This is a genomic window from Neobacillus niacini (assembly GCF_030817595.1).
GTDB lineage: Bacteria > Bacillota > Bacilli > Bacillales > Cytobacillaceae > Neobacillus > Neobacillus niacini_G.
Map to the genome: position 1 here is coordinate 1,448,573 of NZ_JAUSZN010000001.1, position 15,912 is coordinate 1,464,484.

The window sequence follows — 15,912 nt, forward strand, 5'->3', positions numbered from 1 at the left end:
CAATTTGCAAGCCAATATTAGACATCAAGTTTCTCCCTATTTAGTCTTCTTTCTCATTTATAATTCGCAGGTTGGTATTGGCATTTTAAGTTTTCAAAGGACCATTGCTGCGAAAGCAGGATATGATGCCTGGATTGGTGTTTTAGCTGCTGGGTGTGTAGTGCAAGTATATATATGGGTGATGTACAAACTTTTGGGAAAAGCCGATGGAGATATTATCGATGTTCATACCACTATTTTTGGAAATGTACTAGGCAAATTTATTAGCTTCTTTATCATGATTTATTATTGGTTAGCAAGTGTTTCTGTTTTAATTGGGTTTATAGAGATCATTCAAGTATGGATGTTTCCTACTATGCCTTCATGGATTCTTTCTACTTTAATTTTAATATCCGTGTATTATTGTGTTTCTGGAGGATTTCGGGTTATTGCCGGCATGTCTTTTTTATCGTTTGTTTTTCCGCAAATCTTGCTTATCGCCCTTTTTATTTTCCCGTTAAAATATGCACACTTTTCAAATTTGCTGCCGATCATGAACCATTCCTTTATGGACATGGTGGACTCCATCAAAAGCTCGATTTATTCAATAGCGGGAACTGAGGCCTTGTTGATGTACTATCCATTTATAAGAGATCCTAAAGCCTCAAAAAAATTCGCTCATTTAGGTGTTTTATTTACTACTATACTGTATATGATTTCTACTATTGTTTCCTTTACCTTTTTTAGTGAAAATCAGTTAAAAACAACAATTTGGCCTGAACTTTCTTTAACAAAAACAGTTACGCTGCCTTTCTTGGAACGATTTGAATACCTATATATATCCATGTATTTGATTATCATTAGTGCTTTAATCGCACTTTTTTTATGGTGCTCCAGCAGAGGTTTAAAGATCATTTTTAACAGGAAGCAAAAGTATACATTGCTCCTTCTTTGCCTCTTAAGTATTATCCTTTGTCATTTTAACGGTTCCTTCAAAGATATGCTGAATAAATATATCATTCAAATAAATTTATGGATATTTTACGGATATATCCCCATACTCTTACTTGTTTTAAGTTTTATAAAAAGGGGTAAGCAAAATGATGAATAGGTCAGCGTTTTGTTTGTTTCTAATTTTATTATTATCAGGGTGCAGCTTTCTCCCTACCGACATTGTCAATGAAATCGATATGATTCAGGGTGTAGGGTATGATCTGGCCGAAAAAAAGAACATAAAGGGAACGATTGTATTTCCTAGTTTTAAAAAAGACAAAACGTCTTCTACAGAAGTCAGAACAGCTATAGGGGAATCCAGTAAAGAGATTCGTACGATCTTAAATAACGAAACTCGTTACCCATTGGAAAGTGGTCAGCTTCGCGTAGCTCTTTATAGCAAAAAAATGGCAAAGAAAGGGATAAATGATTTTGTAGATACCTTAAATCGTGATCCGGCTATTGGGAGCCTTGTTCAATTGGCAATTGTTGATGGTACTGCGAATGAATTATTAAAAATGAAGAAATATAAAAATGAGAATGTTTCCATTCATCTCCAAGAATTGCTGAAACAAAATATGACAACGGGACTACTTCCTCAAACTAATTTACAATCCTTTTTATTTCAATTATTTCAAACCGGACAGGATCCTTATTTACCTTTAATTAAAAAGGAAAACGATAACATTAGGATTACTGGCATGGCAATTTTTAAGTATGATCAATATGTTACATCCATTTCAATGAAGGATCTTTATATTTTTACCGCGTTGGTTGATAAAAACAGGACTGGTTTGCGCCAGTTTATAGTAGAAAATCATGATAAGGTTGTTCTTGAAACGATCGATTCAAAAGCAAAGTACAAAGTAAAAATTGTACACGGTAAACCAGAATTTACAATTCATCTAAAAATGCGAACAAAACTTCAAGAGTTTGCACCCTCAGCGAAAAAAAGACAGTCTTTTGATAAGAAAAAATATATAAAAAAGGTTGAACAGCAATTAGAAAAAAATGTCTTAACCATCGTCTCCCAATTTCAAAAGCATCATGCTGACCCTTTAGGTTTAGGAGCAAAATATAAAGAACACTACCGCGACTTTAATGAAAAACAATGGAATCAGGATTATCCCAACGTAAAAATTCATGTAAATGTAAATTTAGAAATCGTACAAACCGGATCAGTTGATTGAAGAAAAAGCCATAGTTCAAGTAAAACTTCCTTTAGTAGTGCCGACCAATGCTTTGGTTAACACTACTATTTTTTATATAGTAGACAATGGGGTGTGTTGATTTAATTATAAATATATATTTATTTATATAAATCTGTTTTGCTTAGTTTACAAGCGGCAGTATGTTAATTGATTCAATTTGTTTATGATTTATTGGTGCTGTTGCCTGTTACCCTCCCCCTACTCTTTACTAAATAACTAAGCCTAGTGGAAAAAAACTAAATGGTTCCGTTTTTTTGAGGTGCTTTTCTAAAAATCCTTGCTGACTTGGCCGTCGTTTTAAGATCGTTATTGGTATATAAATAAGCAAAACTCGCCATAATTGGCGAGTGTCTTTATTAGGAATACCTAAAACTTATTTTAACTAAAGCACCTTTTTCGTATATTATTTAGCTTTGAAAGGAATTTTTATGAACCTTGTTTTACCAATAGTCCCTTGTGGAACTCTTCAAGTGTGATTCCCTGTTTCATAATTTCTGTTGCGACATCTTTTCCGACATATCGAAGATGCCATGGTTCATATTGATACCCAGTTATGGATTCTTTTCCTTTTGGGTACCGTATAATGAACCCATATTCAGCTGCATGAAGTTGCAGCCATTTTGCTTCTTGTGTGTTCTGAAAACAAGATGTTGCTGCACATGCTGCACTACTGTTTCCCACATCAATTGCGAGTCCGGTTTCATGTTCACTTGTGCCAGGGATCGCACTATACATACGAGCTTTTTCATACCCATCTTGTTTTACGTATGATTCAAATAACGAAACTTGTGTCTGGTGCGAACGGTAACCAGAAACACCAACAATCGTGTACCCTGCTTTTTTTGCATCACGCACTAATGTTTGAATGGCAACGGCCGCTTCTTCTCGTAATTTTTGTTTTTCTGTGCTATTCGTAAATGGAAACGAAATACCTGAATCGATTAAATTTTTCGGCACAAAATTTACCGGCAATTTGTTCTGTTTATTAATTAATACAGCAAGATCATCCGGTTTTGCCACCACAGGAATCACTTCTTCTTCCCATTTTTCCTTATTCTTGATTTTCACGTACTGACTGCTTACATACGCTTTTTTCTCTTTATAAAGGATTTGATACCATCCTGTCCCTGTTGCACTCACTACGTCTACTCGTTCACCTTTTTTGATAGCCCCTAAAATGGCGTATTTCGTGGAAGGTCCTGTTCGTACATTCAAATTATCGGTTGTTTCATAGGTTATTTCTTCCAATTGTTCGTTTATCATGATTTTCACGTACTGACTGCTTACGTACGCTATTTTCTCTTTATAGAGGATTTGATACCATCCTGTCCCTGTTGCACTTGTTACGTCAACTGGTTCGCCTTTTTTGATAACCCCTAAAATGGCGTATTTCGCGGAAGGTCCTGTTCTTACATTCAAATTAGCGGTTGTTTCATAGTTTTTTCCTTCCGATTGTTCGTTTATCATGATTTTCACGTACTGACTGCTTACATACGCTATTTTCTCTTTATAAAGGATTTGGTACCATCCTGTTCCTGCTGCACTCACTACGTCTACTCGTTCACCTTTTTTGATAACCCCTAAAATGGAATATTTCGTGGAAGGTCCTGTTCTTACATTCAAATTAGCGGTTGTTTCATAGTTGTTTTCTCCTGCGATTGCTTTTTGAATAAAGGACGTTTCACTAAAACCGGCGAACGATAGAATAATAACAATGAATAATAACGAAATCTTCTTTTTAAATTGTTGCATCCCTGACTCTCCCCTTTTGTCGTCTATATTGTTGCCTCACCATACTTAGACGTACCAAAGGATGAGAAAAGTTTGCAATAAATGAGTAATATTTCAATTCTTTAACTCATTTTCGGAAAACCTTATTTTCATTCAAGAAATCATGATTGCTTTACAAGATAAATTACAAGAAAAGTTAACTTTTTTCCCTTTTCACTTATTAAAGTAAATTTAAAAACTAATATTTTTACTTTATATACTCACTGCCTACTAAGTCACCAGAAAGTATTTCAGTAGGAATAATAAATTCTACAACCCCCATATACCCCGGTGCCACCTCATATTTATCAAAGGAAATAACTAATTTGTTATCCTGATTTATATAAAAGTTATGGTTTGCTGTTATTTTTTCAAACGGGTCTATAGGATTTTCCACTCCTGCATCAAGGATCCAATATACCTTAGTTTTATCTTCCTTCATTTGCTGTTTCATTTGATCTTTAATATTTCCACTAATCGTTTCAATGTAATTTTGATTTTTAAATAAAATAGGTAATGTTACTATCACTTGTTTTTTCTTATCAATTGTATCGTATTTAAATGTGGTTGAAGAAGATCCTACAGTATTTACGACATATCTTCCTATAGACAATATTTTTTCATTGTCTGTCTTTACTACATAGCCGCTTTCCACTCCAATATGGCCATCTCCTTGTTTCTTCAAGGATTCCACTTCTTGCATAAATTCTTGATAAAGCTGTTTGTTCTCTTTTAAATATTTTTCATTTAGGCTTTTTTCCAAATCTTTATCCTTCAAATTCGAAATACTGGGCACTTTTATGTTTGCTTGATGTTTTTCATCGTCCACCTTAAATTCTACGAATGTCATGACATTAACTACATTCCCAATCACTGGAACATCTGATAAATTTTTAGCCAGTACTGGATTGGTATTTAATACTATCATTAGTAGTGCAGCAGCAGCTCCTAAGCCGATAAGTATTTTTATAGGTGTTCTGTTCTTTTTGCGAGGCCTATTTAAAGCTTTATTAACTACATCATCGAGATCTGAAGGAATTTCTATATCCATATATTTAGATTTTAACCTTTCTAGATTTTTATCCATTCTATCTCTCCTTTACTAACTTGGTTTGTTCCATCTGAATTCTTAACATAGATAATGCTCTATATAATCGAGTTTTTATAGTATTTTGATTTTCCTTCAATATCTCAGCAATTTCCTCAATTTTTAAATCCTCAAAATAGCGGAGTACGATCACTGTTCGCAACTTCTCTGGTAAATCGTCTAAACATCTTTCAAGATCAATATCCTGATAGACATCATGATTTCCATTACTATATAACTCCAGAGTTGCCTCATCCATCACATTGACTCTTCTGTGTTTTCTTAAGAAGTCCAAAGATTTATTAACAACAATCCTATAAAACCAGCTTTTTAGTTTCTGTTCTTCCTTTAGAGTGCCAAGTGATAAAAGCGCCTTATGAATAGATTCCTGTACAATATCTAATGCATCATCTTTATTCTTCACGTAACTAAAAGCTAACCTATAAAAATTCTCCTTATTTTCTATGATAAATTGAACAAACACTTGTTCTTTCTTATGATTCTTCATAGCTTAGAGCTCCTTTTCTATACGAATCCTTTGACTTACTATCAGTAAACATATAAAAAAGCCCTGGTGGTCCAGGACTTTCCGTTATTTAGAGACTGGTTGTGTATTAAAATATTCTTCAAGAGTAATCCCTTTCGTTGTAACATCTACCGCAACATCTTTACCTACATATCTCAAATGCCAGGGTTCATATTTATACCCTGTAATCGTATCTTTTCCTTTTGGATATCGGATAATAAAACCGTACTCTGCTGCATTTCGCTCTAACCAGGCAGCCTCTATCGTACCAGCAAAGCAATCTTCTGCAGGACACTTGCCATTTCCTCCTGTTACATCAATAGCTAGTCCTGTCTGATGTTCACTTGTACCAGGAAGTGCACTGTATGTCCTTGCTTTTTCATACCCATCAATTGCTACATAATGTTCAAAAAGAGCTTTTTGAGTTTGATAAGAGCGATTTCTTCAAATAGACGTTCTAGCTGAATTGCTGCTTCTTTTCTCATCATTCGTTTTTCACTATTACCTGAAAAGATATAAGGAAGATTTATGATCATCTAGATTATGATGGTTGTTCATTTCTTTATCATCTTTTTTTGTTTGCTGATTTGAAATTTTTGTATTTCCTTCAACAACATAGTATCGACCCTGACAACCTGAAATAATGAATAATGCTAGAACGATGATAGTGGATTTTTTCATTGATAGGTTTCTGTAGAACGGACACTCCTTTCTATTTACCATACAAGTAAATAATAAATGCATAATAATATTTACCTGAGAGGATAATTCTAATGATTTGATTACTATTTCATTAGAAGATGAAACCATGGTTTAGTAAACATAATCTTTAATAATTCAGAACAAGAAATGAAATATATGTGAGTTCATTTTTTTTTGATTACTTTTCACCTGAAAAACAGTAGTCTCATCTACTTCTTCGACAATCATTTGATTATATAGCCTCCTTCTAATAACTAGCTTTTGACTCAACTTTTTATATTTTATTATTGATTCCATAGCATGTAAAATATCCCTTAGTCATGTATACTTGATTAAAACTCATACAAAGGAGTTTACTATGAATATTGAGCAATTAGAGTATGTTGTCGAAGTTGCGAAAACGAAATCCATCTCCATTGCTTCTGAAAATCTAAAGATATCACAGTCTGGAATTAGCCGATCCATTAGTAATTTAGAAAATGAATTAGGTATGAAACTATTTAACAGATCAAAATCAGGAACCCTACTCACAGAAGATGGTGAAAAAATTGTAAAAATAGCTTTTGAAATTGTTTCCAAGCTTCAACTGTTAAAAGAAGAGGCTCAAGAAATAACGACCAATATCCATGGGAAATTAAAAATCTCATCAAGTCCGAGTGTAATGACCCTATTATTAAAAGTAATTCCGCTTTTTAAAAAAGATTATCCCGGGGTTAAACTGGAAATAACGGAACAACCAGAAAATGAAATTATTGATGATATTAGAAATAATAGGATCGATATTGGTTTAGTCTACATTAATGAAAATATTCAAAACTCGAATGATTTAAAATATGGGACCTTAGTATCTGGAAAATTAAATGTCTGTGTCAATAAAAACTCCCCTTTATCTTTACATCACACGTTATCTCCAACGGAAATCTTAGATCAACCCCTTGCCATGTTTAATGGGGTTAATATGAAAAAATTTATTGAACAGTTTTTCAATGATTATGGGGAAATGGAAGTTCTGTTTATGTCGAATAATTCAGAGACCGTAAAAAGAGCGGTTGTTGATGGCATAGCGATTACCTTTATTATTGATTTGGCATTAAATGATGATATCTATGTAAAGAATGGAAGCATTGTTCTTATTCCATTAATAGATTGTGGATTTACAACAATTCCATTCGGATGGATTCGATTAAATAATCAATATTTTAGCTATCTAGAAAGGGAATTTATTAAATATTTGCAAATCGTCTCAGCAGATTATTAGAAAGGAAAGTATACAAGGTTTGGGTGAGAAAATTATTCTTTCATTCTCACTATGTTTATTCAACTTAAGCGTTTGATTTACGATATGTGGCTCGGGTATGATTTAGTGTTAACTTGAACCTAGAAAGCTCAACTTGCTCCATTCTTCAAAGTTATCTGTAAAATAAAAAGTGCATTACTCCTTCTTGAAGTAATGCACTTCAGTTTATTTACACTCATTTATTCAATTTTTCTTACGATAGATTTTATCTGAAGACTTATCAAGAAAGTTAATCCTGTTGTTGTTTAATAATTTTACTTTTTTTTGATCTTCATAAAAAAGGCAGGTTACCTAAACAGCAACCTGCCTTCTATCTTACTTCCCGTTTTTCTTTAAAACATCAACAATCGTTGCCTTACTAACATTGCCAGCAGCATCTGTTGCCGTCACGCTTAATAAATTCTTATGTTTTTGCTTTGGCACAGATACTTTAAACTTACCGTCCGCATCTGCTACAGCTGAGCCCAGCTCTACCTTACCCAACATGACCTTAACACTTGCTCCAGCTTCTGTTGTTCCTATGATAACCGTATCATTGTGAATGACAGGATATACTTTTGGTTTAACTGGAGGTGTTACGTCCACTACCGTCACTATTGTCACATCACTTACATTACCAGCACCATCTGTTGCAGTAACGGAAAGTTCCGTTCCAGCTGCTTGCTTTGCTATTTCGACGATAAAACTACCATTCTCCAATGCCGTGCTTGAACCAATAACGGTTCCATTCATCGATACTTCAACTATTGCACCTGGTTCGGATGTTCCAGTCACTTGTGTCGATTGGTCAGTTACTTCGTTTACAGAAGGAGCCTCTGGAGCTTCGCTATCCTCAACTTCTTGTACAATTCTACCTTCAACCACTGGAGAAACTGGGTTGACTTTTTCTAAATAGGAAGTAAACACTTCAAAGTCTACAATGTATAACTCTGCGATTCGACCTTCGTCCTTCGCTGTTTTAAACATGCTGTAGCCATCGCCGCCGTCGGCCGTGAAGGCATTGGTTGCTACGCGATACAGCTTATCCAGTTGAAGTTCTTCATATCCATCACCCGTTAATGCCTCAACATGCCAGACGCGATCACCAACAGGTTTCGCTGGATCGTACTTGAATTTTAAGCCTGATACTTGCATAAATCCACCTGCACCGGGTGTGCTCACACTATGTTCTAATGCCGCAAGGATTTCCTCACCTGTTAGTTCAAGAGTAACTAGGTTGTTACCGAATGGCAGAACCGTTAATATTTCTCCTAACGTGATATCTCCTTGGTCAATTGAGGCACGAATTCCACCGCCATTTTGCATCGCAATATATGTTGGAATGAACTCATTTGCTTTAGCTGCCATACCGTCTGCAATTAAGTTTCCTAGATTGGTCTCCTTGCTGCGAACATCATCACGGACTCCATTTAATGCAACCGATGTATTTCCTACTACCTGTTTTTGCAGTTCTATTAATGGAGCTTTGAATTCCTCCACCTTTGCTTTGGCAGCAGCATCTTCCGTAAACTTACTTAAATCCTTTAGTTCGCCAGAGTATTCCGCTATTACACCATTTTCATCGAATATTACATCAAGGACACCTAGGTATTTTAAATACTCATTAGCTTGGACAATTAATGTTGGCTCCTCTTTTTCTACAACAACCGGAGCATCCAGTTTTGTATGGGAGTGTCCGCCAACAATCACGTCAATACCATCTACTTTTTCCGCTAAATCCAAATCTGGTTGATAGCCTAAGTGGGATAAAGCAATAATTTTGTCCACACCCTGTGCTTCTAGACTATCAATTGTCTCATTTGCTTTTTCGACTGCATTCTCAAACTCAATGTTATCTCCAGGATTCGCTAGGAACGATGTATCTTCCGTTGTTAATCCAAAGATCCCTACCTCTTCACCATCAACTTCTTTAATAATCGCCTGGAAGATTTCTCCTTGTTCATTTGTTCCGCCGATTGAGGTATTGAATAGTCGCCCTAGATCAGCATCTTTAGCCATATTTACGTTGGAAGACACAATCGGGAACTCAGCCTGCTTAATGAAGTTCGCTAGTGTCGCCGAATCCTTATCAAACTCATGATTTCCAAGTGTCATGGCATCAAAGTCTAATTGATTCATAAAATACAAGTCTGCTAGTCCTGAATACTGTCTGAAATATAATGTTCCCGAGAACACGTCACCTGCGTTTAACAACAGGCTATTTTCCTTCTGAGAACGCATTTCGTTCACAGCCGTTATCAACTTAGGGAATTGCTCTACATATGCATGTGTATCGTTTGTATGAAGAACAGACAATGTAAATGGTCCTTCTTCTACGGCTAGATCTAATTGAGCAACAAGTGCATCATGATCACTGGCGCGTCCATGCTCTTCCATATATGGAGAATTAAAGTTCACGATATCGAGTTTCGCTGCTTCAGCTAAGTTATTAGATACTAAAATATGATCTAATACTTGTGCATTTCCTTGATAGTTGTATGTGTATCTTTCAGAAGCAGGCAGCGTTTCAACTAAGTTCGTTAAATCATCACCTTTTAAAGCTGCTAACGGTACAGAAAACTCAAAATCGTTTAAGTCACCTAATACTACTACATTGGCGTCTTTGTTCTTTTCTTTTATGTCAGAAACAAAGTTATTTACGATTGTAGCAATTTGCACACGTTGCGCTTCACTTTCAAGGTAAGGTGGTTGATTTTTTCCAAATAAAGGCTGATCTCCACCTTTTGAGTTGAAGTGATTATTAATCACAATAACTTCTTCACCTTGGAAAGTGAACTCAGCAGCAAGTGGCTTACGGCTGCTGTTGAAGGCTTCGTTTGTCGGGTCAATGCGGCCAGGGTTTAAGGTAAGAGAACCATTTTCATAGGCAACAGCGCTTGTGGCATTTCCTTTTGGTGCCTCATTTAAAGTCACACGTTGAGGATTGTATAGATAGCCCACTCGGATATTTCCTCCCGGAACTCCACCGTCTTTGCCGTTAACTGGAGCAATTTCTGTCCAAGCATAGGTTGGTCCGCCAAATCCTTTGATCGCATCACTTAAAGCCTTATAGTTTGCATCAGCTGTGACCACACCATTATTCGTTTCCCCACTTTCGTCCAGCACTTCAACTAGCCCAATGATATCTGGGGATCCTAGGTTCTCGACCATTGATTTTGCCAGCTTATCACGTTTAGAAGTGTCTGATGCTACGAAGTTTTCAATATTATAGCCAGCAATGGTTAGCTTATCTTCTTCTTTTTGAATAGTTGTTACTTCATTGTTTCTTTCTCGTTCTATTAGATTAGGTAAATCAGCTGCTTTTGTTAAAATCTTGAAATTACTAAAGGTATAGCTTACCACTCCTGTGACTGTACCATTAAATGAGTCACCCGCTTTCGTTTCAAAGCTGCGATCATCAAGCTGAATAAGCATTTTCTCAGGATTTTGATTTTCATTTGTTAATAGAGGTGTTCCTTCTTTTGTATAAGCTTTTCCATTTACTTGACTCGTAATGACAGGTATCTCACCATATTTCTGTGGACCTGTTATTGTTGGATTTTCAATCGAAACAAGCATTCCTTCTAGGCTTTCATAGAAATCAATGCCATCTTCTGACGGATCAAATGTCTTGAGTTGATCGTTGTCAATGACAGAAGTTGGAGGGATTACGTCCCTTCCAATAACCAGTGGAGCAGGTAGCTGATTTTCACTAGAAACCTTAGTGATTTTTCCTGATTGGGCATTAATTTCTGTCATCGCTAAATCGGTTTGGAGTTTCTCGTCGTAACCATCTAGTACCCACTCTTTTACAAGACCAGAAACATTTACACGATCCCCGACGGCAACATTGTGAGCTGGCTTGTATACAAGAAGGCCTTCTGATGTAATAGAACTGTCATCTGGATTCGGGTCTTGCATGTAGAAATTGCTGCTATCTACTACATAGGTAACAACACCCGGTACATCTACTACATTTTTGTCTTTATATGGTGAGGTATGAGATTGACCTTGGATGTCACGGATTTTTAATCCTGTTTCACCTGTTACTGGAGGTTCTTCTGGAGGTGGCGTTGTGCTATCAAACGACATGGCTGTTGGTGTTCTCAGTCCTGGTACTGTGAAATAAGCTTGAAGTGAACCAGTAACAAAAACCTTTTTACCTATGATTGAGGGATTCGTTGCTAATCCAAAGGTTGGGCGGAAACCAGAAGTGATTTGAATAGGTAATATTTTCGTTGCATCTCTTTCAGTAGGGCTATCTGCGATGGCGAAATTAAGATCATCTCTAAATGGAGGATCAAAATCATATGTTGCCTTCCCATTACTTCCGCCTGTTGTATAACCTACAATATACCCTGCAACTGTTGCTGTCCCTGTATTATTGGCAATTGCCTGTGCAACCGTTATAGGTTCAGCCGCTTGTGCTCGATATGGAAGAACCATACCTATCAGCAAGACAAACATGGTCGTTAAAGCAAATATTTGTTTTCTAAGCCTCTTCATGAGTTTCCCTCCTAAATCTATTAAAATAAACCTCTATAAAAGTAGAACTTCCTATATCTACAAATCTATGAAATTTTCCTCCTTTCTTATGTAGGGAAGTACTACAGATATACACTTAACATACCATTTACTTTTGTACATTCGTTCTTTTTAACGAAACATTTACTCATTCTATACAAAACTCCAATAAAGTTTACATAAGAAAAATATTGATTTCACTTCTATCATACTATTTTTCCAAAAATTCTCAAATAAGAACAATTACCTGCAACCATACTCCTACTAGATTAGTGATTTGATAGAATCAATAGACTTTTTCAAGACGCTGTAATTGTTTTTGTAGAAACTGTATAGTTTTTTGTAGAAGCTGTATGGTTTTTTGTAGAAACTGTACACTTTTTTGTAGAAGTTGTACGCTTTTTCGTCTAAGCTCTATGGTTCGCTGCAGAAACTGTACGCTTTTTGTAAATATACCGGCTACAGCAACCGTATTTTCATACAAAAAAGAGGACCTTCCTAAGAAAGTCCTACCAAATAAACTACCAACTATCGATTGACCATTATCTCCAAAATAGATTGGCTGGTCCTGACAAGCTTTTCAATTCCTGTCTTAATTCGTTTTTCAGGGTGCATAACGGCATGTCTAATCGTTCTTTTATCAATCATTCTCGATTTTTCTTTTAAGACAAAGGCATGCTCTTTGGTAATTTGGGAATCGCAACCCAAAAAGGTGATACAGAAATTGTACCACCTTTGATTGGTCATCATTCTATTCAGCTTGACTAGGATTTTGGTAAAGAGATTGTACATGGTCTGCCGAAAGGGCTAATCCATCATATACACGAACTTCATCCATTAAACCTTTAAAAGGTATATCCCAGTAGTTAACACCTAAACCAAATTCCGCATCAATGGAGGTGAATACATTTGGGAAGTTGGTACCTTTATATTTCGCTACACCATTTACATAAAACACAACTCCGCCTTCTTTTGCGGTTAAAGTTAGATGTGACCACTCACCTGCAGGTATGACCCTATCCGTTACGGCGTCATACCATTGGTCACCGTTGTGTGACCATACCATTGTATTGCCCCATCCTGTTTTAGGTACGACACTAATCCAATTGTTCACTGTTTCTGCTCCAAAGAAAGAGGTTGTAAATTCAGTGATTTGTTCAGGCTTTAACCACAAAGATACAGTGTAAGTATCACCCGTTATTAAGCCGTTCGCTAAACGCAATCCAGAATTCCCATCGAATTTAGCTGCTAGTCCCACTTTACCTTCTGCAAACGTAATTTGTCCGCCAGTATTATTTAATCGGTCTCCTGTCACCGTTGCGTCAGATTTTTTACCAGAAGTATCTTTTAAACCATCGTTAAAGTTATAGAAAGCTGAAAAGCCGCCTACTTCCTTCTTCTGCACGATAACAGTTACTTGTAATGTTTCGCTTGCTTCACCTAATAGAATCGTCGCAGTCAATTCAACCACTGCATTTTCCGAATCTGAACTTGGTCGACTAACCTTTCCATCAACAGACACTGCCTCTGGATTAGAAGATTCCCATGTTATTTGCGCTCCTCTTGTAGCCACAGTCGGCAGCGTCAAATCACTAATGACAGTAGACGGAAAACTTGTACTTAACTCTTGTTTAATAGCATTTACCAATTCTGTGTCTGATGACGCTTTCACATGGCTTCCCCAAATAACAATTCCTTCATCTGACATTGCACTAAACGTCATCACCCACTTTTGAGACGTAGGGTCATATTGGCGGATAAAGACGCCATCATATGTACCTTCATCATCAATTGTTAATTCTGCCCGGTAGTTGTCATAAAGTTTCCATGTACCTGTAACAGCACCAGAAATGGTGTGATCTTCGTTCAATTTTACCCATGTGGATTCAGTTAATTTACCAGTGATTTCTTCTCCATGGTTAATGTATTTATAATCACCAGTTACATCCACCTCGGACACCTTCTTAATTGTTTCACCAGCATAACGGTACGGTGTCGGCACCGGCCATTGATCACTGTTCTTAAATGTCTGGTGGACACGAACCTCATGCATTTCCCCTTGCTGTGGGAAACGAGTATGGGTAACAATAAATTCCTTGCCTAATTCTTCGTCAATTAGATATGAGTTATGCCCCGGTGAAAGGTAGCCTGTACCAATTCCAGTGCCTGCTTCACCAAGATCTCTTTTAAATAAGAAGTTTCCAATCATCTTATTACCGATATCTTTATGATCGTCTCTACTTGGGAAGTTACCTACACCGATATCAAATGTCTCAGGGAATACTGCAGGATTCCCTTCAGCATCTACATATGGACCATCAGGACTCTCTGATCTAAACTGCCTCATCTGATAACCGCCATCAGATGCTAAACCGCCGTAAGTAATATATAGATAATAATAGCCTGTTTCCTTATCATATACCGCGTAAGTTCCTTCAGCCGATCTGCCGTAGCCGGAGGCAATTTTTGTACCGAAATATCTGTCAATCATACGGCCATCCTCTGTTTTTCCATCTTTACCTGGATACTTTGGCAACCCTGTTTTCTTATCTAATTCTAAAATATAGGTACCGCCAGACCAGGAGCCATATGTCATATATAACTTATTGTTTTTTGCCTGTAGAATGTTGGCATCAATGGCGTTGGTGTACAGTTTATTGTTGTAGTCTCCATTCGCCGTAAACCAATATGGATTTACTTCATCAATCACACCATCTTCAATAAGGTCGGCAATATTCGTATTTTCCCAATGCTTATTCACGACACTGTTTCGATCATAAGCTTCTTTGTTGGTAAATCCTGAATACATAATGGTGTCGACATATTTGAACGGTCCTTCAATATTCTTTGACACTGCTACCCCGATTGCAGAACGAATATATGTAGACGACACACTATAGTAAATCATGTAGGCACCTTTTGTACCATCCTCATTTACATAATGTTTATTCCAAAAAATATCTGGAGCCCACACTGCAAAGCCGCCTCTGCTATCTGAATCATTTTCTCCAGCCCATTTAAAAGACTCAGAAAGATTTGCTGACAAATCGCCATAAACCTTATTATCTGGAGTGGTATAGCCATTGGTGAATCGATCCCAATTGACTAGGTCTGTTGATTTTGCACCATCAATGTGTGAACCATACACATAGTAGGTACCCGTTTTGGGATCTTTAATGATGGAAGGGTCGTGAACAGAAGCATTTCTAAACTCAATCGGCTCAACATTACTAGTATTATTTACTTGCTTCTTCCCTAGGACACCGCTTGGAATTAACAACAGCAATACTAAAGAAATAAATATCAATCTTTTAAAATGAATCTTCATTTCGTTCTTTCTCCTCCTTTGGTAGTACATTCATTTCTAAATATCCTTTCTACTAAACTTTTATACTAGAGTATAGGTATTACTACTAGTAAATTTTACCCGATATTCTGAATACAAAAGGTAATTCTATCCTAGTTTTTAACATAGTAGATCGAAAAATATCTTATTATGTAAATTCATAGCTGCACAAATATACGGACCAATTATCCCCCAACTTGTTAACTTATACTTATCTGCCCTCCATTCCCGAAAAAGTTGTACTTACAATCAATTAACCGCTTACATAGTGAAGTTAGTGAGCTAACTTCTCTTAAACAATACTATAATTCTAGTAAATTCTCAATAGCCAATTACATACTTGTCAACAACTTTTATAAATTAATCCTTAAACATGAACGTACAAGTTATGTTGTTTAGCCTACAATAAATTCTTTTATAAAAATATCTTATCTTGTAAATATTAAAAATGATACAATTTTTGGCATTCATTGGTTTTAGAAAAATTTTAAGGTAAGT

10 protein-coding genes are annotated in these 15,912 nt (G+C 36.2%); 3 read left to right on the forward strand and 7 right to left on the reverse strand.

Annotation, left to right across the window (positions count from 1 at the left end; translation table 11 throughout):
• Positions 1–4 precede the first annotated feature (4 nt).
• Positions 5–1,090: a GerAB/ArcD/ProY family transporter gene (locus QFZ31_RS07275; RefSeq protein ID WP_307302071.1), complete on the forward strand. Its 1,086-nt coding sequence runs from the start codon at positions 5–7 to the stop codon at positions 1,088–1,090.
• On the forward strand, positions 1,080–2,162 hold the full coding sequence (locus QFZ31_RS07280) for a Ger(x)C family spore germination protein (RefSeq protein ID WP_307302073.1): 1,083 nt from the start codon (positions 1,080–1,082) through the stop codon (positions 2,160–2,162). The genes QFZ31_RS07275 and QFZ31_RS07280 overlap by 11 nt, the downstream gene beginning before the upstream one ends.
• A gap of 447 nt (positions 2,163–2,609) precedes the next feature.
• Here the strand turns inward: QFZ31_RS07280 and QFZ31_RS07285 are convergent, their stop codons facing one another.
• From QFZ31_RS07285 to QFZ31_RS07300, 4 genes are all read right to left on the reverse strand, one after another.
• Positions 2,610–3,935, reverse strand: coding sequence for an SH3 domain-containing protein (locus QFZ31_RS07285; protein WP_307302075.1), 1,326 nt, complete (start codon positions 3,933–3,935; stop codon positions 2,610–2,612).
• 226 nt (positions 3,936–4,161) lie between these two features.
• Entirely contained in the window at positions 4,162–5,040 is an 879-nt protein-coding gene (locus QFZ31_RS07290) for an RsiV family protein (RefSeq protein WP_307302077.1), read from the reverse strand.
• Position 5,041: 1 nt separating this feature from the next.
• The gene (locus tag QFZ31_RS07295) at positions 5,042–5,548 is read right to left on the reverse strand and encodes an RNA polymerase sigma factor (protein WP_307302078.1); all 507 of its coding nucleotides are present in this window, start codon (positions 5,546–5,548) and stop codon (positions 5,042–5,044) included.
• A gap of 84 nt (positions 5,549–5,632) precedes the next feature.
• Positions 5,633–5,959, reverse strand: a complete 327-nt coding sequence (locus QFZ31_RS07300; RefSeq protein ID WP_307311423.1) for a D-alanyl-D-alanine carboxypeptidase family protein — start codon at positions 5,957–5,959, stop codon at positions 5,633–5,635.
• Between the two features lie 667 nt (positions 5,960–6,626).
• On the opposite strand from QFZ31_RS07300, the gene QFZ31_RS07305 reads away from it, so the two are divergent.
• The gene (locus QFZ31_RS07305) at positions 6,627–7,526 is read left to right on the forward strand and encodes a LysR family transcriptional regulator (protein ID WP_307302080.1); all 900 of its coding nucleotides are present in this window, start codon (positions 6,627–6,629) and stop codon (positions 7,524–7,526) included.
• Positions 7,527–7,880: 354 nt separating this feature from the next.
• On the opposite strand, the gene QFZ31_RS07310 is transcribed toward QFZ31_RS07305, so the two are convergent.
• The 3 genes from QFZ31_RS07310 to QFZ31_RS07320 form a co-directional block, all read right to left on the reverse strand.
• Positions 7,881–12,050, reverse strand: a complete 4,170-nt coding sequence (locus QFZ31_RS07310; protein WP_307302082.1) for a 5'-nucleotidase C-terminal domain-containing protein — start codon at positions 12,048–12,050, stop codon at positions 7,881–7,883.
• Between the two features lie 546 nt (positions 12,051–12,596).
• A complete protein-coding gene (locus tag QFZ31_RS07315; RefSeq protein ID WP_307302084.1) occupies positions 12,597–12,815 on the reverse strand; it encodes a hypothetical protein in 219 nt (72 codons plus the stop codon).
• Between the two features lie 4 nt (positions 12,816–12,819).
• Positions 12,820–15,396, reverse strand: coding sequence for a lipocalin-like domain-containing protein (locus tag QFZ31_RS07320; RefSeq protein WP_307302085.1), 2,577 nt, complete (start codon positions 15,394–15,396; stop codon positions 12,820–12,822).
• Between the last annotated feature and the right edge of the window lie 516 nt (positions 15,397–15,912).